The organism is Pseudomonas sp. MIACH (assembly GCF_001269925.1).
Lineage (GTDB): Bacteria > Pseudomonadota > Gammaproteobacteria > Pseudomonadales > Pseudomonadaceae > Aquipseudomonas.
This window is the reverse complement of the sequence record NZ_LHVO01000022.1, coordinates 32,489-52,936: the sequence shown is the minus strand read 5'-3', so window position 1 is coordinate 52,936 and position 20,448 is coordinate 32,489. Positions and strand designations below refer to the sequence as shown.

Annotated in this window: 21 protein-coding genes; 11 read left to right on the top strand and 10 right to left on the bottom strand. The window is 60.9% G+C overall.

Annotated elements, in window-relative coordinates; genetic code table 11:
* Positions 1-11 precede the first annotated feature (11 nt).
* Positions 12-590 (top strand): TetR/AcrR family transcriptional regulator, encoded by a 579-nt coding sequence (locus tag AD670_RS08395; RefSeq protein ID WP_053130436.1) that lies wholly within the window; start codon positions 12-14, stop codon positions 588-590.
* A gap of 13 nt (positions 591-603) precedes the next feature.
* Complete coding sequence (locus AD670_RS08390) at positions 604-1,083, top strand: nuclear transport factor 2 family protein (RefSeq protein ID WP_053130434.1); 480 nt, start codon at positions 604-606, stop codon at positions 1,081-1,083.
* A 43-nt stretch (positions 1,084-1,126) separates the two neighbouring features.
* Here AD670_RS08390 and AD670_RS08385 read toward each other — a convergent pair whose 3' ends face one another.
* Entirely contained in the window at positions 1,127-2,275 is a 1,149-nt protein-coding gene (locus AD670_RS08385; protein WP_053130432.1) for a PQQ-dependent sugar dehydrogenase, read from the bottom strand.
* 11 nt (positions 2,276-2,286) lie between these two features.
* Positions 2,287-2,601, bottom strand: coding sequence for a hypothetical protein (locus AD670_RS08380; RefSeq protein ID WP_053130428.1), 315 nt, complete (start codon positions 2,599-2,601; stop codon positions 2,287-2,289).
* Positions 2,602-2,787: 186 nt separating this feature from the next.
* Between AD670_RS08380 and AD670_RS08375 the strand changes: the two genes are divergently transcribed.
* Both AD670_RS08375 and ligD read left to right on the top strand, forming a co-directional pair.
* Positions 2,788-3,627, top strand: a complete 840-nt coding sequence (locus AD670_RS08375; protein ID WP_053130425.1) for a Ku protein — start codon at positions 2,788-2,790, stop codon at positions 3,625-3,627.
* Between the two features lie 24 nt (positions 3,628-3,651).
* On the top strand, positions 3,652-6,129 hold the full coding sequence (ligD, locus tag AD670_RS08370) for a DNA ligase D (protein ID WP_053130423.1): 2,478 nt from the start codon (positions 3,652-3,654) through the stop codon (positions 6,127-6,129).
* A gap of 18 nt (positions 6,130-6,147) precedes the next feature.
* Here ligD and lpxO read toward each other — a convergent pair whose 3' ends face one another.
* On the bottom strand, positions 6,148-7,047 hold the full coding sequence (gene lpxO, locus AD670_RS08365; RefSeq protein ID WP_053130420.1) for a lipid A hydroxylase LpxO: 900 nt from the start codon (positions 7,045-7,047) through the stop codon (positions 6,148-6,150).
* A 258-nt stretch (positions 7,048-7,305) separates the two neighbouring features.
* On the opposite strand from lpxO, the gene AD670_RS08360 reads away from it, so the two are divergent.
* Complete coding sequence (locus tag AD670_RS08360) at positions 7,306-7,692, top strand: TIGR03067 domain-containing protein (RefSeq protein WP_053130417.1); 387 nt, start codon at positions 7,306-7,308, stop codon at positions 7,690-7,692.
* Positions 7,693-7,821: 129 nt separating this feature from the next.
* Here AD670_RS08360 and AD670_RS08355 read toward each other — a convergent pair whose 3' ends face one another.
* On the bottom strand, positions 7,822-8,634 hold the full coding sequence (locus AD670_RS08355) for a bifunctional 2-polyprenyl-6-hydroxyphenol methylase/3-demethylubiquinol 3-O-methyltransferase UbiG (RefSeq protein ID WP_053130412.1): 813 nt from the start codon (positions 8,632-8,634) through the stop codon (positions 7,822-7,824).
* 157 nt (positions 8,635-8,791) lie between these two features.
* Between AD670_RS08355 and AD670_RS08350 the strand changes: the two genes are divergently transcribed.
* The gene (locus AD670_RS08350) at positions 8,792-10,030 is read left to right on the top strand and encodes an MFS transporter (protein ID WP_053130409.1); all 1,239 of its coding nucleotides are present in this window, start codon (positions 8,792-8,794) and stop codon (positions 10,028-10,030) included.
* 123 nt (positions 10,031-10,153) lie between these two features.
* Here the strand turns inward: AD670_RS08350 and AD670_RS08345 are convergent, their stop codons facing one another.
* Complete coding sequence (locus AD670_RS08345; protein ID WP_053130406.1) at positions 10,154-10,471, bottom strand: hypothetical protein; 318 nt, start codon at positions 10,469-10,471, stop codon at positions 10,154-10,156.
* Between the two features lie 5 nt (positions 10,472-10,476).
* Positions 10,477-10,638: a hypothetical protein gene (locus tag AD670_RS31635; RefSeq protein ID WP_168208991.1), complete on the bottom strand. Its 162-nt coding sequence runs from the start codon at positions 10,636-10,638 to the stop codon at positions 10,477-10,479.
* 311 nt (positions 10,639-10,949) lie between these two features.
* Here AD670_RS31635 and AD670_RS08340 point away from each other — a divergent pair, with 311 nt between their 5' ends.
* Together AD670_RS08340 and AD670_RS08335 are read left to right on the top strand one after the other, a co-directional pair.
* Complete coding sequence (locus AD670_RS08340; RefSeq protein WP_082340930.1) at positions 10,950-12,536, top strand: ABC-F family ATPase; 1,587 nt, start codon at positions 10,950-10,952, stop codon at positions 12,534-12,536.
* A gap of 298 nt (positions 12,537-12,834) precedes the next feature.
* The gene (locus AD670_RS08335) at positions 12,835-14,010 is read left to right on the top strand and encodes an MFS transporter (protein WP_053130402.1); all 1,176 of its coding nucleotides are present in this window, start codon (positions 12,835-12,837) and stop codon (positions 14,008-14,010) included.
* Here AD670_RS08335 and AD670_RS08330 read toward each other — a convergent pair.
* Both AD670_RS08330 and AD670_RS08325 read right to left on the bottom strand, forming a co-directional pair.
* Complete coding sequence (locus AD670_RS08330; RefSeq protein WP_053130398.1) at positions 14,004-15,041, bottom strand: dienelactone hydrolase; 1,038 nt, start codon at positions 15,039-15,041, stop codon at positions 14,004-14,006. The two genes, AD670_RS08335 and AD670_RS08330, sit on opposite strands and share 7 nt — an antisense overlap.
* A gap of 241 nt (positions 15,042-15,282) precedes the next feature.
* A complete protein-coding gene (locus AD670_RS08325) occupies positions 15,283-15,894 on the bottom strand; it encodes an FMN-dependent NADH-azoreductase (RefSeq protein ID WP_053130394.1) in 612 nt (203 codons plus the stop codon).
* Positions 15,895-16,019: 125 nt separating this feature from the next.
* Between AD670_RS08325 and AD670_RS08320 the strand changes: the two genes are divergently transcribed.
* Complete coding sequence (locus tag AD670_RS08320) at positions 16,020-16,928, top strand: LysR substrate-binding domain-containing protein (RefSeq protein ID WP_053130392.1); 909 nt, start codon at positions 16,020-16,022, stop codon at positions 16,926-16,928.
* Positions 16,925-17,281, top strand: coding sequence for an MmcQ/YjbR family DNA-binding protein (locus AD670_RS08315; RefSeq protein ID WP_053130389.1), 357 nt, complete (start codon positions 16,925-16,927; stop codon positions 17,279-17,281). Before AD670_RS08320 ends, AD670_RS08315 begins: the two co-directional genes overlap by 4 nt.
* Here the strand turns inward: AD670_RS08315 and AD670_RS08310 are convergent.
* Positions 17,270-17,653, bottom strand: coding sequence for a DUF1294 domain-containing protein (locus tag AD670_RS08310; RefSeq protein WP_053130387.1), 384 nt, complete (start codon positions 17,651-17,653; stop codon positions 17,270-17,272). The two genes, AD670_RS08315 and AD670_RS08310, sit on opposite strands and share 12 nt — an antisense overlap.
* Positions 17,650-18,480, bottom strand: coding sequence for an undecaprenyl-diphosphate phosphatase (locus AD670_RS08305; RefSeq protein WP_053130479.1), 831 nt, complete (start codon positions 18,478-18,480; stop codon positions 17,650-17,652). The genes AD670_RS08310 and AD670_RS08305 overlap by 4 nt, the downstream gene beginning before the upstream one ends.
* Before the next feature lie 230 nt (positions 18,481-18,710).
* Here AD670_RS08305 and AD670_RS08300 point away from each other — a divergent pair, with 230 nt between their 5' ends.
* Positions 18,711-20,345 (top strand): methyl-accepting chemotaxis protein, encoded by a 1,635-nt coding sequence (locus AD670_RS08300; protein ID WP_053130385.1) that lies wholly within the window; start codon positions 18,711-18,713, stop codon positions 20,343-20,345.
* Positions 20,346-20,448: the final 103 nt, after the last annotated feature.

Below are 20,448 nucleotides of genomic sequence, written 5' to 3'. Positions count from 1 at the left end.
CTTTCATGAGCATGAACGACAAAACCTGCAGCGACACCCGCGACATTATCCTCGACGTCACCGAGAAGTTGATCTATCGCCATGGCATCGCCGCCACGGGCATGGACTTCCTGGTGAAAACCGCCGGTGTCTCGCGAAAAAGCATTTACCGTTACTTCGCCAATAAAGACGAGTTAGTCATCGCAGCCCTGCAACGCCGCGACGAGCGCTGGATGCATTGGCTGCGCAGCGAAGTTGAACATGTGAATGGCAGCGGCGAACGCTTGCTCGCCCTGTTCGATGCGCTCAAGGCCTGGTTCGGTTCGGCGGATTTTCGCGGCTGCGCGTTTATCAACACCAGCGGTGAAACCGGCGACCCGCACAACCCGGTACGCCTGCTGGCCAAGGCGCATAAACAGAAACTCTTCGAGTATCTGCTCGAACTGTGCCAAGCCCACGGCACCCCCGACCCCGAACGGCAGGCCGCGCAACTGCTGATCCTGATCGATGGCGCCATTACCGTTGCCCTGGTCATGGGCGATTCCACGGCCGCCGATAACGCGCAACGCATGGCGCAAACGTTATTGGGGCTTCACGCAACTTCGTCTTAACAGGAGCCAGACCATGTCATCTACCGCAGAAACACGTCCCCCGTTGCCGCCGTTTACCCGTGAATCAGCGATTGAAAAGGTGCGCCTGGCCGAAGACGGCTGGAATTCGCGCGACCCACAACGGGTATCCCTGGCCTACACCCTGGACACGCAGTGGCGCAACCGCGCCGAATTCGTCCATAACCGCGAAGAGGCCAAGGGTTTTCTCACCCGCAAATGGGCCAAGGAACTGGATTACCGACTGATCAAGGAGTTGTGGGCCTTCACCGACAACCGCATCGCCGTGCGTTATGCCTATGAATGGCACGATGACTCCGGCAACTGGTTCCGTTCTTACGGCAATGAAAACTGGGAGTTCGACGAGAACGGCCTGATGGCCAATCGTTTTGCCTGCATCAACGACCTGCCCATCAAGGAAAGCGAGCGCAAGTTCCACTGGCCGCTGGGTCGACGCCCGGATGAGCATCCGGAACTGTCGGAGCTGGGACTGTAGCTTGAAGCCGCAAGCTTGAAGCTTCAGGCTTGCGGCTTATCGCTTAATCCTGATTAAGCCCGACCCGATACAACACGCCATCATCCTCATCCGTCAGCACATACAAAAAGCCATCCGGCCCCTGCCGCACATCGCGAATCCGCGCCTTCAGCCCACCCAGCAAACGCTCTTCATGGACCACCTTGTCACCCTCGAACTGCAAACGGATCAGTTCCTGGCTGGCCAGCGCGCCGATGAACACGTTGTGCTGCCATGCCTTGATACGGTCGCCGTCATAAAACGCCATGCCACTGATGCCCGGTGACTGTTCCCACACATGATGCGGCGCCACGGTGCCCTCCGCCGTCTTGCCCTTGGCCTCCGGAATTGGCGTGAGGGAATAGTTGATGCCGTGGGTCGCCAGTGGCCAACCGTAGTTTTTGCCACGCTCGATGATATTGATCTCATCCCCCCCACGCGGCCCGTGCTCGTTTTCCCAGATCGTGCCGCTCCACGGGTTCAGCGCCAGGCCCTGCGGGTTGCGCTGGCCGTAGGACCAGATCTCGGGGCGCACGCCCTGCTGGCCGACGAAGGGGTTGTCATCGGGCACACGGCCATCCGGGTAAATGCGCACGACCTTGCCTTGCAGTTTGTCCAGGTCCTGGGCCGTCGGCCGGTCGTTGTTTTCGCCCAAGGTCACGAACAGGTAGCCATCGCGGTCGAAGGCCAGGCGCGAGCCGAAGTGATTGCCGGTGGACAGTTTCGGCTCCTGGCGCAGGATCACCTTGAAGTCGATCAGGCCGCTGAGGTCCGCCGCCAAGCGTCCACGACCGACCGCCGTACCGGCCGTGCCACCTTTGCCGCCACCTTCGGCGTATGACAGGTAGACCATGCGGTCCTGCTTGAAGTCAGGCGACAGCACCACATCCAGCAAACCACCCTGCCCCTTGGCCCAGACCTCGGGAACGCCGCTCAACGGCGCCGAGAGCTTGCCATCCGGGCTGACCACACGCAGGCGGCCCGGGCGTTCGGTGACCAGGAAGCCTTGCTGGTCCGGCAGAAACGCCAGAGCCCACGGGTGGTCGAGGCCTTTGGCGATCGGGGTGACGCTGATGCTGCCTTGCTCACTGGGGAACTGCTGGGCATCGGCGGCGTAAACGGTCGTCAGGGTCGTTGCGCACAGAACGGCTAACAGGGTTTTGCGTAGAAACATAAGACAAGTCCTTACCGGCGATTGCCGTTGGCATCATAAGTGGGGGCTTTGGTGTCGGTAGCCGGGCGGCTGGGCGCGGCCTCGCGCTGGGGATAGCGGTTGCCGATGCCACCGTTTTCCAGGGTCGGCGTGCGGGTGGCAGGCGCGGTCTGGATACCGCGAATCGCCGGCGCATTGGGCTGGGTGCCCTGCATGCTGTTGGGGTTGGCCCGGTGGATGGGGCCGTTGTTGGCGTTATTGTTGCCAGGCAGGTTCTGCGCCTGGGCGGTGGCTGCAAGTGCCAGACCCAATGCCAGGACTGCGAGGTGACGCACACGGGTGATCATGACAAAGCCTCTCTGGGGCGAGGAGTACCTGCTTTCGATAACACGCTACGCCCGGGGTTCGGGTTTGGTAACTAAATACTTTCTGAACAGGTGTAACACGATCTGTCCGCGCATCTGTCCAGGGAAACTTTTCACGCACCTGTCGAGTCAGCCGAACACAGCCACTTGCTTAGAGGAATCGCACTTATGCCACGGGCAATATGGAAAGGCGCTATCAGTTTCGGCCTGGTGCATATCCCCGTCTCGCTGGTCTCGGCCACGTCCGCCCAGGGTGTGGATTTCGACTGGCTCGACAAGCGCAGCATGGACCCGGTGGGTTACAAGCGCATCAACAAGACCACCGGCAAGGAGGTCACCAAGGAGAATATCGTCAAGGGCGTGGCATTTGAGAAGGGCCGCTACGTGGTGCTCAGCGAAGAGGAAATTCGCTCAGCCCACCCTAAATCGACCCAGACCATCGAGATCATCGCCTTTGTCGCCAGCGACCAGATCCCCCTGCAGAACATCGACACGCCCTACTTCCTGGCCCCGGACAAACGCGGTGGCAAGGTCTACGCGCTGCTGCGCGAAACCTTGAAGAAAACCCGCAAGGTCGCCCTGGCCAATGTGGTGTTGCACACCAAGCAGCATCTGGCAGCGCTGATGCCCCTGGAGTCGGCGCTGGTGCTGGTGATGCTGCGCTGGCCCGCCGAGGTGCGCAGCCTGGATGAACTGGAACTGCCCAGCGACGTGACCAAACCCAGCCTGGCCAAGGGCGAGCTGGACATGGCCAAGCGCCTGGTGGAAGACATGAGCGCCGACTGGCAGCCTGAGGACTATCGCGACAGCTTCCAGGAAAAAATCATGGCGCTGGTGGCGAAGAAGGCCAAGGCCGGCAAGATCGAAGACGTCGAATCCCAGGAAGGCAGCGAAGAGCGCAAGTCAGCCGATGTGATCGACTTGACCGAGCTGCTCAAGCGCAGCCTGGCGGGCAAGCCGACGAGCAAAAAACCGGCCGCGAAAAAAGCGCGCAAACACGCCTCTTGAGCCTGCGATATGCCGGAGAGCCCCATGGCAAAGCCCCTGAGCGAATATCAGCGCAAACGCGATTTCCACATCACCAGCGAACCGGCAGGCAGTTCGCCCGCCCGTAAATCCAAGGCGTCGGCGCTGAGCTTCGTGATCCAGAAGCACGATGCGCGCAACCTGCACTATGACTTTCGCCTGGAGCTAGACGGCGTGTTGCTCAGTTGGGCAGTGCCCAAGGGGCCGAGCCTGGATCCCAGCCAGAAACGCCTGGCGGTGCATGTGGAGGACCACCCGCTGGGCTATGGCAGTTTCGAAGGCAACATTCCAGCGGGCCAATACGGTGCCGGGGATGTCATCGTGTGGGACCGTGGCGTGTGGCAACCCCATGACGACCCGCACAAGGCCTACGCCGCCGGCAAACTCAAGTTCACCCTGATCGGCGAGAAACTGACCGGCGCCTGGGCGCTTGTGCGTACGCGTCTCAAGGGCAGTGGCGACAAGGAGCAGTGGCTGCTGATCAAGGAACACGACCAACAGGCCCGCCCGGCGGACGACTACAACATTGTGGAGGCGCAGCCAAATAGCGTGCTCAGTGACGCATCGGTCGGCAAACCGAAGGCCAAGCCGCGCGCCAAACCGGCGAAACACCCCACCGCCCTCCCCGAGCAATTCGCGCCGCAATTGGCAACCCTGGTAGACCGTGCGCCCGAGGGCGATTGGCAGTATGAAATCAAGTTCGACGGTTACCGCATGCTCGCACGTATACACGACGGCGAGGTTCGCCTGTTTACGCGTAACGGCCACGACTGGACCGAACGCTTGCCACGCCAGGCCAAGGCCCTGCGCGCGCTCAAGCTCAAGGACAGCTGGCTGGATGGCGAGGTGGTCAGCCTCAATGGCGACGGCCTGCCGGACTTTCAGGCGCTGCAAAATGCCTTTGATATCGGCCGCAGCCTGGACATTGTCTACTACCTGTTTGACGCGCCGTTTCTAGACGGCAGCGATCAGCGCCAGGTGCCGCTGGAGGCGCGTCGCGCCGCACTCAAAGAGGCCTTGTCTGGCAGCCGCAGCAAACTGCTGCGGTTCTCCGAAGCGTTTGCCGCGAACCAGCGCGACATTTTCGAGAGCGCGTGCGACCTGGGCTTGGAAGGCGTGATCGGCAAGCGCAAGGGCAGCCCCTACGTCTCCAGTCGCAATACCGATTGGATCAAGCTCAAATGCCGCCTGCGCCAGGAATTCGTGATCGTCGGCTACACCCGGCCCCAGGGTTCGCGCAGCGGATTTGGCGCGCTGCTGCTGGCGGTCAATGACGATTCCGGGCTGGTCTACGCCGGACGGGTGGGCACTGGATTCGACCAGTCCTCATTGAAAAACATCTACGCCCAACTCACCCCGCTGGAGCGCAAGGCATCGCCCCTGGAAAAGCCCCTCACCAGTACCCAGGCCCGTGGTGTGCATTGGGTAGAGCCGCGCCTGGTCGGCGAAGTGCAGTTTGCCGAGTGGACCCGAGAAGGCGTGGTGCGCCAGGCGGCCTTCATTGGGTTGCGAACCGACAAGCCCGCCGCGCAGATCATCCATGAACAGCCGCGCACGGCAAAATCCCTCAATGCCGTGAAAGCCCGCAAACCCGGCGCAGGCGTGAACATCACTCACCCCGAGCGCATCATCGACCCGCAAAGCGGCACGCAAAAACAGCAATTGGCGCAGTTCTACGAGGGTATCAGCGAGTGGATCCTGCCCTTCCTGCACCATCGCCCGGTGTCCCTGCTCAGGGCGCCGGAAGGCATCGAGGGTGAGCAGTTCTTCCAGAAGCACGCTGAGCGCCTGGCGATTCCCAATATCAAGCAACTGGACCCGGCACTGGATCCAGGCCATGCGCGCCTGATGGAAATCGACAGTACGAAGGCGCTGATTGGCGCCGTGCAAATGGGCACCATCGAACTGCATACCTGGGGCGCCACCTCGGACAAGATCGAAACCCCGGACCTGTTTGTGCTGGACCTTGACCCGGACCCGGCGCTGCCGTGGAAAACCATGCTGGAGGCCGCGCAGCTCACGCTGTCGGTACTCGACGAGCTGGGGCTCGACGCGTTCGTCAAGACCAGCGGCGGCAAAGGCCTGCATCTGGTCATACCGTTGGCGCGTCGGGATGGCTGGGACACGGTGAAAGCCTTTGCCAAAGCCATCGCCCAATTCATGACCGAGCAACTGCCGGAGCGTTTTACCGCGACCTCCGGGCCGAAAAACCGCGTCGGCAAGATCTTTATCGATTACCTGCGCAATGCGCGAGGCGCAAGCACGGTGACGGCCTATTCGGTCCGCGCACGCCCAGGGCTGCCTGTATCGGTACCGGTCAGCCGCGAGGAATTGACCGGCTTGCGCGGTGCCCAGCAATGGACGGTGGCCAACCTGCACCAACGCTTGCAGGGGCTGAAAGTTGATCCGTGGGCCGGCTATGCCAATCGGCAAAAACTCAGCAAGAAGATGTGGGACAAATTGGGCGCCACGCCACCGGAGTGACGCGCGCCCAGGTCGATCTCAAATCAGCACAAAGATGAGTGCCAATACGGCGAAGATCGCCCATTTTTCCAGGTAGTAACGCGTGCGGTTGCGTTTTTTCAACGCTTTGCCGCGCAAGCGAATCTTGTAAAGCCGGGTAAATGCGCGGTTGAGTGCACCGGTCTTGTCACCGGCGTCATTGGGCGAACCTGCGGCAGCCATGACATTACGGCTGAACCACCGGTTGAACGCGGCAGCCCAGCGATACTTCATCGGCCGCTCGATATCGCAGAACAGGATGATGCGGTTCTGCTGTGTGGTGTTTTCGGCATAGTGGATGTAGGTCTCATCGAACATCACCGGCTCACCGTCACGCCAGTAGTAGTGCTCGCCGTCCACATTGATATAACAACCGGGATCATTCGGCGTATCCAGGCCCAGGTGATAACGGTAGGAGCCGGCATAGGGGTCGCGGTGGCGCACCAGCTTGGACCCCGGTGGCAACTCGGCGAACATGGCCGCCTTGATCGAACCAATGCTCTGTAGCAATTCAGTGGTGCGCGGGCACAGCTTCATCGCCGAAGGGTGGCTTTCGCCGTACCATTTCAGGTAAAAGCGCTTCCAGCCAGATTTGAAGAACGAGTTGAAGCCCACATCGTTGTACTGGTCGGAACGCTTGATTTCGCCCGCCCGCATCAGGTTCAGGCCCTCTTCGCGAATATCCTTCCAATGCGTCTGCAGCGGGCTCAGGTCGGGGAAATCACTGGGCGACAGGTAAGGTCTGCCGGGGAGCCTGGAGCACAGGTACAGCAAACAGTTGATCGGGGCCAGGAAGGTCGAATGATCACTGAGCTGACGGCCCAGTGTGTGCCGCACCCGACCACGCAGGTGTACATACGCAATAGAGGCCACATAGAGAACAACAATGATCAGTTTCAAGGAATTTCGTCACACGTCAGAAGATAACAGACTGCTCCTGCGTGCCCACGACGGCCGAGGATGGATAGCAGTACCTGAAATCACAATTCACACGTTTGCCACCAGCGGCTGAGTACAACCCGGCTCGTGGCCATTGGCAGTTATTTAGCCATAGTTTGTAACCAAAAGTTAATCAACAATTGTGAAAAGCTGTCCACAGAATGTACTCATCGAACGCCTCAATGCGCAGCGTTCACCTCCATGGAAAAAGGAAATTACATGTCATCTATTTCAGATCCCGACTTTCAGGCGCTCCAAGGTGACTGGGAGCAAACCTCGCTGGAAGACAGTGGCGTACTCAACCCCGTGGATGCGCACAGCGCGCCGGGGGCGATCACCACGATCGCCGGCGACCGCTTCGAGGTAAAGACCGTCAGTGGCGAGGTGTTGCTGGAGGGCCGGTTTTTCCTCGACAGCACGACCGCACCCAAAAGCATTACCTGGGTGGACAGCATAGGGGATGACGCTGGCAAGCATTTGCCCGCCAGCTATCGCCTCGAAGGGGATACATTTGTGTTCATTGCTGCGGATGAGGGTATGCCCAGACCGCTCTCATTCAAGACGCATGCAGGCCAGACCATGCGCAGTTTCATACGGCGCGCCTGAGGCGTACGAAACTGCGACAGCCTTTTCACAAAGGCTTCACTTCCTGCGCTATAGGGTGAAGCCTACCTACTCCAGTGAATCCCTTGGCCCGCCTCCTCCGCGGGCATTTTTTTGCCTGGGAAATCCCGTTCAGGGGCGATGCTTGGTGGCGGTCAGGGTAAAGCACAAGGGCAACTGGGCAGGCTGGTGCTCGTACTGGTCGTACAGTTCCTCACGGTTGGAGTGGGAATACTCCTGCAAGTGGGCGATCTGCAAGTCGGCACCAATCGCCGCGCTCACCACATCCCCCAGGGTGTGCATATACCAATAGGAGGTGGGTCCGGCCACGTCGCCCTGGCCTTCGTAGACAATCGACTCCTGCAGTACAAAAGGCTCGCGCTGGAAATACGAACTGGCAGGCAGCAACGGATTTGGCGCCTTGGGATCGAACACCTCCAGGAACGGATGGGTTTCATACATCACCAGCGTGCCGCCGGGCTTCAAGGTGCTGGCGACATGACGCATGAACAGCGCCACATCCGGCATCCAACCGAGTACACCGATGGTCACCAAGGCCAGATCGAAGCGCCCGTGCAAGCGTGGCGGCAACGCATGGATGTCACTTTCGATAAATTCCGGGTCATGGGGCGACATAGCGGCAAGCTCGCGCGCCTGCAGGAGAAACGCCGAGGATTGGTCCACCCCGACCACCGAACGGGCGCCCAGGGCGAACAGCGACAAGCTTTCGCGACCGTTGTTGCAGCACAGTTGCACCACATCCTTACCGTCGACACCGACGTCCTGCAACAAGCCGGTGATGGTGGGGTCCAGGCACGAAAAACCAGGGTCGCGGACGCCGCTGAGCAGTGCGCTCCAGGTCTCGGTGGTTTTGTGCAGGTCGGCGGATTGGTCCCAGGCGTCCTTGTTGCAGGCAATCGCCTGTTGAGCTGAGGGCATGTCCATTGCGTCTCCAGATAATTGTTACAGCGAGACTCAGAAAGTAAGCCAAGTGCACGCGGATTAAAACCCCGGGGAGCGCGCGAAACTTAACGCCAACCGTACAGGTCATTAGCTCATCGTGCGTTCAGCCGTTGAACGCCCACTCCCTGAAGACTGTGCCATGGCCAACACCGCCGACCTGCGTAATACCCTGTCCCTGGATGGCCTGAATTTTTTCCTGGCGGATGTACGCGACGGCCTTGGCCCTTACCTGGCCATCTACCTGCTGGCGGTGCACAAGTGGGACCCGGCCAGTATCGGCGTGGTCATGACGCTGGCGGGTATTGCCGCACTGATCACCCAGGGCCCGGCGGGTGCATTGATCGACCGTACGCGCAGCAAACGCGCGGTGGTTGCGATTGCCGCCCTATTGGTGACCGGCAGTTGCCTGCTGCTGCCTTTTGTCAGTTCCTTCAGCCTCGTCGCCTTGACCCAGGCGGCCAGTGCCGTCGCCGCTTCGGTGTTCGCGCCAGCGATCTCCGCGATTTCCCTGGGCATCACTGGGCCACGCGCCTTTACTCGCCGCACCGGGCGCAATGAGACCTTCAACCATGCCGGCAACGCGGTGGCTGCGTTGCTGGCCGGTGGCCTGGCGTATCTGTTTGGGCCGGTGGTGGTGTTCTACCTGATGGCTTTTATGGCGGTGGCCAGTGTCGTCGCGGTCAGTTGCGTCTCGGCCAAGGCTATCGACCATGAGGTCGCCCGAGGCTTCGACCCCGCCCATACAGTCGATCACGAGCAGCCGTCCGGGCTGAAAGTCCTACTGGCCAACCGCCCGCTGTTGCTGTTCGCAATCTGCTGCGCCCTGTTCCATTTGGCCAATGCCGCCATGCTGCCGCTGGTCAGCCAGAAGCTCTCGCAGATCAACCTGCAGATGGCCACGCCGCTGACCTCGGCCTGCATTGTCGCAGCGCAATTGGTGATGGTGCCGATGGCCTGGCTGGTGGGCAGCAAGGCCGATGTGTGGGGACGCAAACCGCTGCTGCTGGCCGGCTTCATGATTTTACCCCTGCGTGGCGTGCTCTATACCTTATCCAGCGATCCCTATTGGCTGGTGGCCGTGCAAATGCTCGACGGTATCGGCGCGGGGATCTTCGGTGCGTTGTTCCCGGTGATCGTCAAGGACCTGACCCAGGGCACCGGGCGCTTCAATGTCAGCCTGGGGGCGATCTCCACCGTGTTTGGCCTGGGCGCAGCATTGAGCAGCAGCCTGGCCGGTTTCGTGGTGCAACAGGCGGGCTACAACGCGGCATTCCTCACCCTGGCCGGTGTGGCTGGCGTTGCGTTGGCACTGTTATGGCTGGCAATGCCAGAGACCCTGGCGAAACCCGTCTTCGCGCCCCACGCCTCTGCTGCCTGATATGAGCGACACCAGGAACTGTGCAGACGAAATCCGAGCGGGCGCCAAATTTCGGCCCAAAAAAAGTCTCACCCACTTTCGGTGAGCTGACCCAGCGTTTGATTGCTGGGCCAGAAGCGCAAGTTAGAGCAGTACAGTGGACAGCATTCCCAAGGCTCCCAAGACGAACCCGATAAGGGCGCCTCGTCCTGGTGCTTCATGAAACAGCGACCAGACCACCAAGGGCTCAAGCAGCAACAAAGAGGTGACGGAGACCACGGTGACGATCCAGATGTCACCGACAGCAACGTACCCCAGCCAATACGCACCCAACAGACAAAGCCCTGCAAAACACATCAGCACAACAGGAAGGACGAACCCTTCCCATGAACCATTTCCTGTCTGGGCAAGCTTGGCGGTGACCACCTCACTGTAGATTGCACAAAACTCGCCGAGCACCATCAACCCTAGAGCAGAAACTCCGAGTAGTTCTTTGGACATATCAAAAACTCCTTCGTATTCAGCGCAATATTTTTCAGCTCCCAGCCAGCGATGCCGCAGCCCAGGAGTTCGTTGCAGTGATACGAAGCAGCCTTGAACAGGCCTGAATTACCGAAGTGCTTTTCCATGCTCATATCCTTCATAGGGGGTGAGTCTTGGCGTCCACATTGGGGACGCGTGGCGATCATACGTTCCGCTATCCGTTCTGAACAACCCGCCACCTTGGGGTGGCCAAGCGCCACATGAGATTGAAGGCGCTCAACATCCGTCGTCGGCCGCCATACAACTGTCGCCTGACATATGCGACAATGCGCGCCAAATTCCAACACACATCCCCCATTTTTTGCTCAGCGACCGGGTTTCGCGCCTTGATGTCGCTGTTGATGCATGCCTGAAGGCTCCTGCCGCCACGCTCGCAACCCATTGATAGGTAAAGTAATTGATCTCCACAGCTAACATCACCATGCAGTTCGGCGCCAAGCCGCTCTTTGAGAACGTCTCGGTCAAGTTCGGCGCCGGCAACCGGTATGGTCTGATCGGTGCCAACGGTTGCGGCAAGTCGACCTTCATGAAAATCCTCGGCGGCGACCTCGATCCGTCCGGTGGCCAGGTCATGCTGGAGCCGAATGTGCGCCTGGGTAAGCTGCGCCAGGACCAGTTCGCTTACGAAGAATTCACCGTGCTCGACACCGTGATCATGGGTCACGAGGAGCTGTGGAAGGTCAAGGCTGAGCGCGACCGTATCTACTCGCTGCCGGAAATGAGCGAAGACGACGGCATGGCCGTGGCCGAGCTGGAAACCGAGTTCGCCGAAATGGACGGCTACACCGCCGAATCCCGCGCCGGTGAACTGCTGCTGGGCCTGGGTATTCCCTTGGAGCAGCATTTCGGCCCGATGAGCGAAGTGTCTCCGGGTTGGAAATTGCGTGTACTGCTGGCCCAGGCGCTGTTCTCCGATCCTGAAGTGCTGTTGCTCGACGAACCGACCAACCACCTGGACATCAACACCATCCGCTGGCTGGAAAACATCCTGACCCAGCGCTCCAGCCTGATGATCATCATCTCTCACGACCGTCACTTCCTGAACAGCGTGTGCACCCACATGGCTGACCTGGACTACGGCGAGCTGCGCCTGTTCCCGGGCAACTACGACGAGTACATGACCGTGGCGACCCAGTCCCGCGAGCAGCTGCTGTCGGACAACGCCAAGAAGAAAGCGCAGATCTCCGAGCTGCAATCCTTCGTCAGCCGCTTTTCGGCCAACGCCTCGAAAGCCAAGCAGGCAACGTCCCGTGCCAAGGCGATCGACAAGATCCAGCTCGCCGAGGTCAAGCCTTCGAGCCGTGTGAGCCCGTTCATCCGTTTCGAACAAACCAAAAAGCTGCACCGCCAGGCGGTCATCGTCGAGCGCATGGCGAAAGGTTTCGACGGCAAGCCGCTGTTCAAGGACTTCAGCTTCCAGGTTGAAGCCGGCGAGCGCGTGGCGATCATCGGCCCGAACGGTATCGGCAAGACCACCCTGCTGCGTACCCTGGTCAACGAACTGACCCCGGATGCCGGCAGCATCAAGTGGACCGACGCCGCAGAACTGGGCTACTACGCCCAGGACCACGCCAGCGACTTCGAAACCGACATGAGCCTGTTCGACTGGATGGGCCAGTGGACCCAAGGCGAGCAAGTGATCCGTGGCACCCTGGGCCGCATGCTGTTCTCCAACGACGAGATCCTCAAGTCGGTCAAGGTGATCTCCGGTGGTGAGCAAGGCCGCATGCTGTTCGGCAAGCTGATCCTGCAAAAGCCGAACGTGCTGATCATGGACGAACCGACCAACCACTTGGACATGGAATCCATCGAGGCGCTGAACCTGGCGCTGGAGAACTACCCGGGCACGCTGATCTTCGTCAGCCATGACCGTGAGTTCGTATCGTCCCTGGCGACGCGCATCATCGAGTTGAGCGCCAACGGCGTGATCGACTTCAGCGGCACCTATGACGATTACCTGCGCAGCCAAGGCGTGGTGTTCTAACAGCAGCGACCTGAAACCCTGGAGCATGCTTGTTGTGGCAAGCATGTTTGTTGTGGCGAGCGGGCTTGTTGTGGCGAGCGGGCTTGCCCCGCGTTGGGCTGCGCAGCAGCCCTGAAAACGAACACCGCGTTTTGCCTGGCAGAATGCGGTGTTTTTTATTGGGGCCGCTACGCAGCCCAACGCGGCGCAAGCCCGCTCGCCACAAAAGCCGGTTTCTCGGTCAAAGTAGTTAGGCTGCTTCCTTTTCCCCCAAGCCCTTGCCATGATGCATTCACCGCCCGCCCGCGAACGAGTGCTCATGTCCGACGCCGCCCCCTCCTCCTTGTCGATCACCCTGCAGATCGTCTCCATCGTCTTCTACACCTTCATTGCCTTTATCTGCATCGGCCTGCCGATTGCGGTAATCCCAGGCTATGTACATGAGCAACTGGGCTTCAGCGCGGTGGTGGCCGGGATCACCATCGGTTCGCAGTACCTGGCGACCCTGCTCAGCCGTCCCATGGCCGGGCGCATGTCCGACAACGTCGGCACCAAGCGCGCAATTGTGCTGGGGCTGGCGGGCATCCTGATCAGCGGTGTGTTGACGTTCTTCGCCACCCTGTTGGAGAGCATGCCCAGCCTGAGCCTGGGGATTCTGATCGTCGGCCGGCTGTTGCTGGGTGTGGCCCAGGGCCTGATCGGCGTGGGCACCATCAGTTGGTGCATGGGCCAGGTCGGTGCCGAACATACGGCACGCTCGATTTCGTGGAATGGCATCGCCTCCTACGGTGCCATCGCCATTGGCGCGCCGCTGGGGGTGGTGATGGTCGCCGAATATGGCTACACCAGCCTGGGTATCGCGCTATCGGTATTGGCGGCGCTGGGCCTGGTGCTGATCCGCAATAAACCCTCGGTGCCGGTGGTGCGCGGCGAGCGGCTGCCGTTCTGGGCGGTGTTCGGGCGTATCGCGCCCTTCGGTGCCAGCCTGTGCCTGGCCTCCATTGGCTACGGCACCCTGACCACCTTTATTACCCTGTATTACCTGAGTCGCGGCTGGGTCGGCGCGGCTTATTGCCTCACGGTGTTTGGCGTGTGCTTTATCCTGGCGCGACTGGTGTTTATCTCGGCAATCAGCCGTTTTGGCGGCTTCACGGCGGCGATTGCCTGCATGATCATCGAGACCTTGGGCCTGACGCTGCTGTGGTTGGCACCCTCTACCGGGGTGGCTCTGATCGGTGCGGGGCTGACCGGTTTTGGTTTGTCGCTGGTGTACCCGGCGCTGGGCGTAGAAGCCATCAAGCAGGTGCCCAACAGCAGCCGCGGGGCGGGCCTGAGTGCGTATGCGGTGTTTTTCGACCTGGCCCTGGCGATTGCCGGGCCGTTGATGGGCGCCGTGGCGCTGAACCTGGGTTATGGCTGGATCTTCTTCTGCGCGGCACTGTTATCGGTCACGGCACTGGGCGTGACCTTGCTGCTCAAGCGCCGCGCTTACTGATCGGCGGTCTGCATGCCGGCGCGGGTGGTCTGGCCGAGGGTGTGGGTGAAAAAACGCCCGGCTTCGGAGATCAGGTCGCGGTGGATGCCTTCACGGTCGACGCCATCGGCATCGGTGCAGATCGCCGGCATGGCGGCCAGTTGATCGCTGTCACACGGGGCCATGAACACGAAGTGCCCTGCCCCCGCCAGCAACTTGAAGTCCGGCGGCTCCGGCAGCTTGCGCGCCAGGGCGGCGGCGTTCTTGTCTACCGCCACCAGCTTGTCGCCGTCGCCGCTGTAGAGCAGCACCGGCACATGCACATCCGCCAGGGTATGGCGGCCGAACATCAGGCTTAACGGCGCCATCAACATCAGTGCGTGGATACGCGGGTCGGATTGCGGTTGCAGGTCGTCACGGTCCACCACCAGCTCGCCTTTGGTGGTGCAGGCATCACGATCTTCGGGACGTTCCTGGCAATAGCGGCGCAGGCGATCGAAGTCCGGCTTGGCCCCCGCCAGGATCAACGCGGTCTCGCCACCGGCCGAATAACCGATAACCCCCACCTGGTCGACGTTGACGAATGGCGACAGCATCGGGTCGGCCAGGGTGGCGGTGATCGCTTCGGAAATCTGGATCGGCCGGCCGTAGAGATTACTCACCGTGCCCAGGCGGCTGTGATCCTTGTAGTTATCGCCAGGGTGCAGCACCGCGACCACCACAAAGCCTTTGCGCGCCAGGGAGGTGGCCAGGTCATGCAGGGCCAATGGCGTACCGGTGTTGCCATGGGACAGCATCAGCATCGGGAAGCGGCCAATGGCGATCTTGGAATCTTCGGTAGCCGCGACGTGATAGGGACCCAGTTGTGTGCTGTGTTCATCGTCGGTGGACGGGTAAAACGCCACCGCCTTCATCGGCTGCAGATCCAGCGGGTCGAGAAACGTCATGCGATGGAAGCCCACACTCCAATGGGGGTGCGGCGCAGGCGCGGCGTGCACTGAAATCAGGCCGCCGAGGAGGGAAAGAACCATAACGGCACAAAGACGCATCATGAGGATGTCCACCTTTGCTGTGTAACCACGTTCAACACCCGCGGCATGTCTATTTGAAAAGTCCATGGTTCAAGGCACTCGCATCGGGTGATAAACCCATGCGTGCATAACCTGGGCCAAAGTAATGACAGCGGGTAAACGAAAAAACTCCGTACTCCGATCGATTTAAGGCGATCAGAATACAGAGTTTAGGCGCACGGCTTCAGATTGAAACCGCGCAGAGGCGAAATTTACACAAGTCTTACGCGGCAGCGAACAATTGTTCGTTGATGACTACGTTGGCATCGCTCAAGGCTTTTGCACGCACTTCATCACCGTAGGCCAGGCCTTCGGCACGCACGATTTCAATATCGGTAATACCGAGGAAGCCAAACAGCAGTTTCAGGTAGCCTTCATGGGCTGCGCCAGACGCTTGCCCGGCGTGCATGCCACCGGCCGTGGACACGATAATGACTTTCTTGTTGCCGCACAGGCCTTCCGGACCGGCTTCGGTGTAACGGAAGGTCTGACCGGCGACGGCGATGCGGTCGATCCAGGCTTTCAACTGGGTCGCGATGGTGAAGTTGTACATCGGCGCACCGATCACAACCGCATCGGCGGCGAGGAACTCAGCCAGCGACGATGCGCTCAGTTCGGCCTCATGCTTTTGCGCCGCATCACGCAATTCGGCAGCGGTGCCCAAGGCTCCCAGGGTCGCGCCGGAGAAGTGGTTGATGCCTTCGCTGGCGAGGTCACGGTAGGTCACTTCCACACCTGGCTGGGCCGCTTGCCAGGCCTTGACGACGCCAGCGCTGAGCTGACGGGAAGCCGAGTTGTCGCCGAGAATGCTGGAATCGATGTGCAACAGTTTCATGGTGGATCTCCGAGGTGGGATCGACAGGGGCGATCAGATGGCGGTGATGCTACGCATGAAACCAATAGTCGATAAGCCGGCTTTAATGCGATAGTTTGTCCCACTGACAGGACAATAGGCCCAGCATGCAAGACCTCAACGACCTCTACTATTTCGCCAAAGTCGTCGAAGCCGGCGGCTTTGCGGCGGCCGGACGGCTTTTGGGGATTCCCAAGTCGCGTCTGTCGCGGCGCATCGCCGAGCTGGAAGAGCGACTCGGCGCACGCCTGCTGCAACGCACCACGCGGCAACTGACCCTGACCGCCGTGGGCGAGCGCTACCTGCGCCATTGCCAGGCCATGCTGCTGGAAGCGGAAATGGCCGATGAGGCCGTCGCCAGCATGTCCAGCGAACCACGCGGGCGGCTGCGGGTGAGCTGCCCGGTGGGCATGGCACAACATATCTTGCCGGAGGTGGTGGCCGGATTTCTCGCCGCGCACCCCCAGGTCCAACTGGAGATGACCCTGGTCAACCGCCGCGTCGACCTGGTCGCCGAAGGCATCGACGTGGCGCTGCGCGTGCGCGAACTCGGTGATGAAGACCCACTGCTGGTCACCAAGCGCCTGCGCCAGGCCCAGACCGTGCTGGTCGCCAGCCCCGCACTGATGCTCGGGCGCCAGGTGAACACCCTCGACGACCTCAAGCAACTGCCGATACTCGGCGCACTGGAGGCGGATCGCCTGGTGCACCAGCGCATCCTCGACCCCCAGGGCAAACCCCACGACCTGGCGATGGAAGCTCGCCTGGGCATCGACGACTTTATCGTGCGCAAGACCAGCGCCATCATGGGCCTGGGCTTTACCGTACTGCCGATGATGTATTGCGAAGAGGAATTGGCCAGCGGCCGCCTGGTGCAACTGCTGCCGCAATGGTCATTGCCGGGCGGTTGGCTCCAGGCCGTCTACCCGCATCGCCGTGGCGTGCTGCCTGCGATTCGCGCCTGGATCGACTACCTGGAAGAAGGCTTTAAAAGCTGTGGAGACCGCTTGCTATGAAGATGACCGAAGCGCAAGTTGCGACGTTCTGCCTGAGCCTGCCCGGCGCCCGGGAAGACTACAAATGGGGCGGCGTGCGGGTGTTCTCGATCGCCGGCAACAAGATGTTCGCCCTGCAAAACCTGCGCGGTGATTCGCTGGCGTTCAAGGTCGACAAGGAATTGTTCCTCGGCCATGTGGACCGCCCTGGCATCCACCCGGCGCCGTACCTGGCACGCGCGCAGTGGATCATCATGAACACGCCCTACCCGCTGGGCGCCGAGGAACTGCGCGGCTTGTTGCAGCGCTCCCACCAGTTGGTGGTGAGCAAGCTGCCCAAGCGCACGCAGGTCGACTTGCTGCTAGAGAACTGACAGTAGCGTGCCGCCGAGGAACAACTGGTCCAGCCAGAACACCTGGTGCAACAGCACGATCACCCAGAACAGCACCTGGTAAGACACCTTGCGCGTCTTGTGCCGGAACACCTGCTGGGCAATCAATGCCCCCGGCCAACCGCCCGCCAGCTCCACGGCGTGGAGGATGTTCTCCGGGGTGCGCCAGCTGTCGGTGCGGGCCTTGCGCTTGTCGCTCCAATACAGGAAGAACGCCAGCACGCTGACCACGCCGTAGGCCGCCAACGGAAGTACCGTTTCACCGCGCAGCCACACCAACACCGAACCCACCAGCGGCGCCGCGCACAGCAGCACAAAAATCGCCGCTTTCAGGCGTGGGTGCTGAATCATCATGCCTTGGCCGCCGCCCAGTCGATCCAGCCGAATTGCCAGGTCGCCAGGATCAGCAGGCCGAACGCGATGCGGTACCAGGCAAACGCCGCATAGCTATGGCTGGCAATAAACTTGAGCAGGCCCTTGACCGCAATCATCGCGAAGATGAACGAGGTGACGAAGCCGATGGCAAACACCGGCAGGTCCGCCGGCTGGAACAGGTCACGGTACTTATAGCCCGAATACACCGCCGCACCGACCATGGTCGGCATGGCCAGGAAGAACGAAAACTCGGTGGCAGTCTTGCGCGACAGGCCGAACAACAGGCCGCCGATGATGGTCGAGCCGGAGCGCGACGTACCCGGGATCATCGCCAGGCACTGGGCAAATCCGACCTTGAGCGCGTCTTTCCAAGTAATGTCATCGACGCTTTCGGCGTGCACTTCATGCTCGCGGCGCTCGGCCCACAGCATGACGACGCCACCGATCACCAACGCGGTGGCCACAGTGATCGGGTTGAACAGGTAATGGTGGATCAGGTCGGCAAAAATCACCCCCAGCACCACGGCCGGCAGGAACGCGATCAGCAGGTTGAGCGTAAAGCGCTGGGCGTTGCGCTGAGTCGGCAAACCGGTCACCACATCGAGGATCTTGCGCCGGAACTCCCACACCACCGCCAGGATGGCGCCCAACTGGATGATGATGTTGAACGCCATGGCGCGCTCACCGCCGAAGTCGAGCAAATCGGCGACGATAATCTGGTGGCCGGTGCTGGAGATCGGCAGGAACTCGGTGAGCCCCTCCACCACGCCCAGTATCAATGCCTGAATGGCGGTCCAAAAATCCATGCTTCCCCCAAAGGTCATGCCCTGTGGCATGCCTTATCAATCTTTTTAATGGTTCACTGACGAGCGCACTTAAGTGCCCGGTGTTGACCATGGTCAACACCGGTCTGCAAAAATTCTGTGAAAAATCAGGCAGTACTCAGGTTTTACGGTTTCAGGCCGAAAGCCTATCAGACAAGGCGTAAAAGTCGATGCGACGCCCACAATTATAAAAAGCCCGGAGTGACAGGACGATGAACAGTTTGCGCAATATGTCGATCAGCCGACGCCTCTGGATGATCCTGATCGTCGCCGTGCTGATGCTGATGGCCCTGGGTTTGCTGATGCTCAAGCAGATCCACGACGACCTGTACCAGGCCAAGCGCCAGCAGACCCAGCACGTGGTCCAGACCGCCAGCGGCATCCTGACGTTTTATCACAGCCTCGAAACCACCGGCGTGATGACCCGCGAAGCCGCACAAAAACAAGCCCTGAGCGCGGTGCGCGGCTTGCGCTACGACCACGACGACTATTTCTGGATCAACGACCTCACGCCCGTGATGATCATGCACCCGGCCAACCCCAAGCTGGACGGCCAGAACCTCTCGGCCATCCGCGACCCCGACGGGTTTGCCGTGTTCAACGAGTTCGTGATCCTCGCCAAGGCCAAGGGCGCCGGCATCATCAACTACCGCTGGCCGAAGCCGGGTGCGGAGGCGCCGGTGGCAAAAACCTCGTATATCCAGTTGTTCGAGCCGTGGGGCTGGATCATCGGCTCCGGCGTGTATGTCGATGATGTGCAGACCGAGTTCAACAGCCAGGTGTGGAAAGCCTCGTTTATCGTCTTGGGCATTGCGCTGGTAATGGGCCTGCTGGTGTCGCTGATTGCCCGCAGCATCGTGCGCCCGTTGCAGGACGCGGTGAACGCCATGGGCAATATCGCCAGCGGCGAAAGCGACCTGACCCGCAGCCTCGACACCCACGGCCGCGACGAGGTTACCCAGCTGTCCCAACACTTCAACAGTTTTACCGCCAAGCTGCGCCAGGTAGTGGGCCAGTTGCAGGTGTGCGCCAATGCCTTGGGCCAGTCCTCCACGGAGCTGGGCAACAACGCGACCCAAGCCCATGACCGCAGCCAGCAACAGTCCCAGCAGATGGAACTGGTGGCCACCGCCATCAATGAAGTCACCTACGGCGTGCAGGACGTGGCCAAGAACGCCGAACACGCCGCCAGCGAAATGCGCGACGCCCAGGCCCAGGCGCAGCAAGGCCAGGTCAATATCGACGGCAGCCTGCAGCAGATCGACCAGCTCTCCACGACCATCAGCCAGGCCGTGGAGGTGATCCGCACCCTGTCCAGCGAAAGCACGCAGATCGGTGGTGTGCTGGAAGTAATCCGCTCCATCGCCGACCAGACCAACCTACTGGCCCTCAACGCCGCCATCGAAGCCGCACGCGCCGGGGAACAAGGCCGTGGCTTTGCCGTGGTGGCCGATGAAGTCCGCCTGCTGGCCCAGCGTACGCAAAAATCCACTGCCGAGATCCAGGCGATGATCGAGCGCCTGCAAGGCCACTCGGAAGCGGCGGTCAAGGTGATCAGCGACAGCCACAGCGCCTCGCAACTGACCATCGAACAAGCCGGCCAGGCCGGTGCCAGCCTCACCGCCATCGGCCAGGCGCTGCACAACCTCAATGGCCTGAACGCGTCGATTGCCAGCGCCACCCTGCAACAGGCCCATGTGGTGGAAGACATCAACCAGAACGTCACCCAGGCGGCGAGCTTGTCCCACAGCACCGCATTGGCAGCGGAGCAGTCCAGCGTCGCCAGCGTGCATTTGCGCGGGCTGAGCGAACAACTCGACAGCCTCTTGCGCCAGTTCAAGGTCTAACACCGCTCCAAATGTGGGAGGAGGCTTGCCCCCTCCCACATTTGCCCCCCGATGTTTTGAAGATTGCGTACCTCTGGTTACAATCCCCGCCCTCTCCCACTCT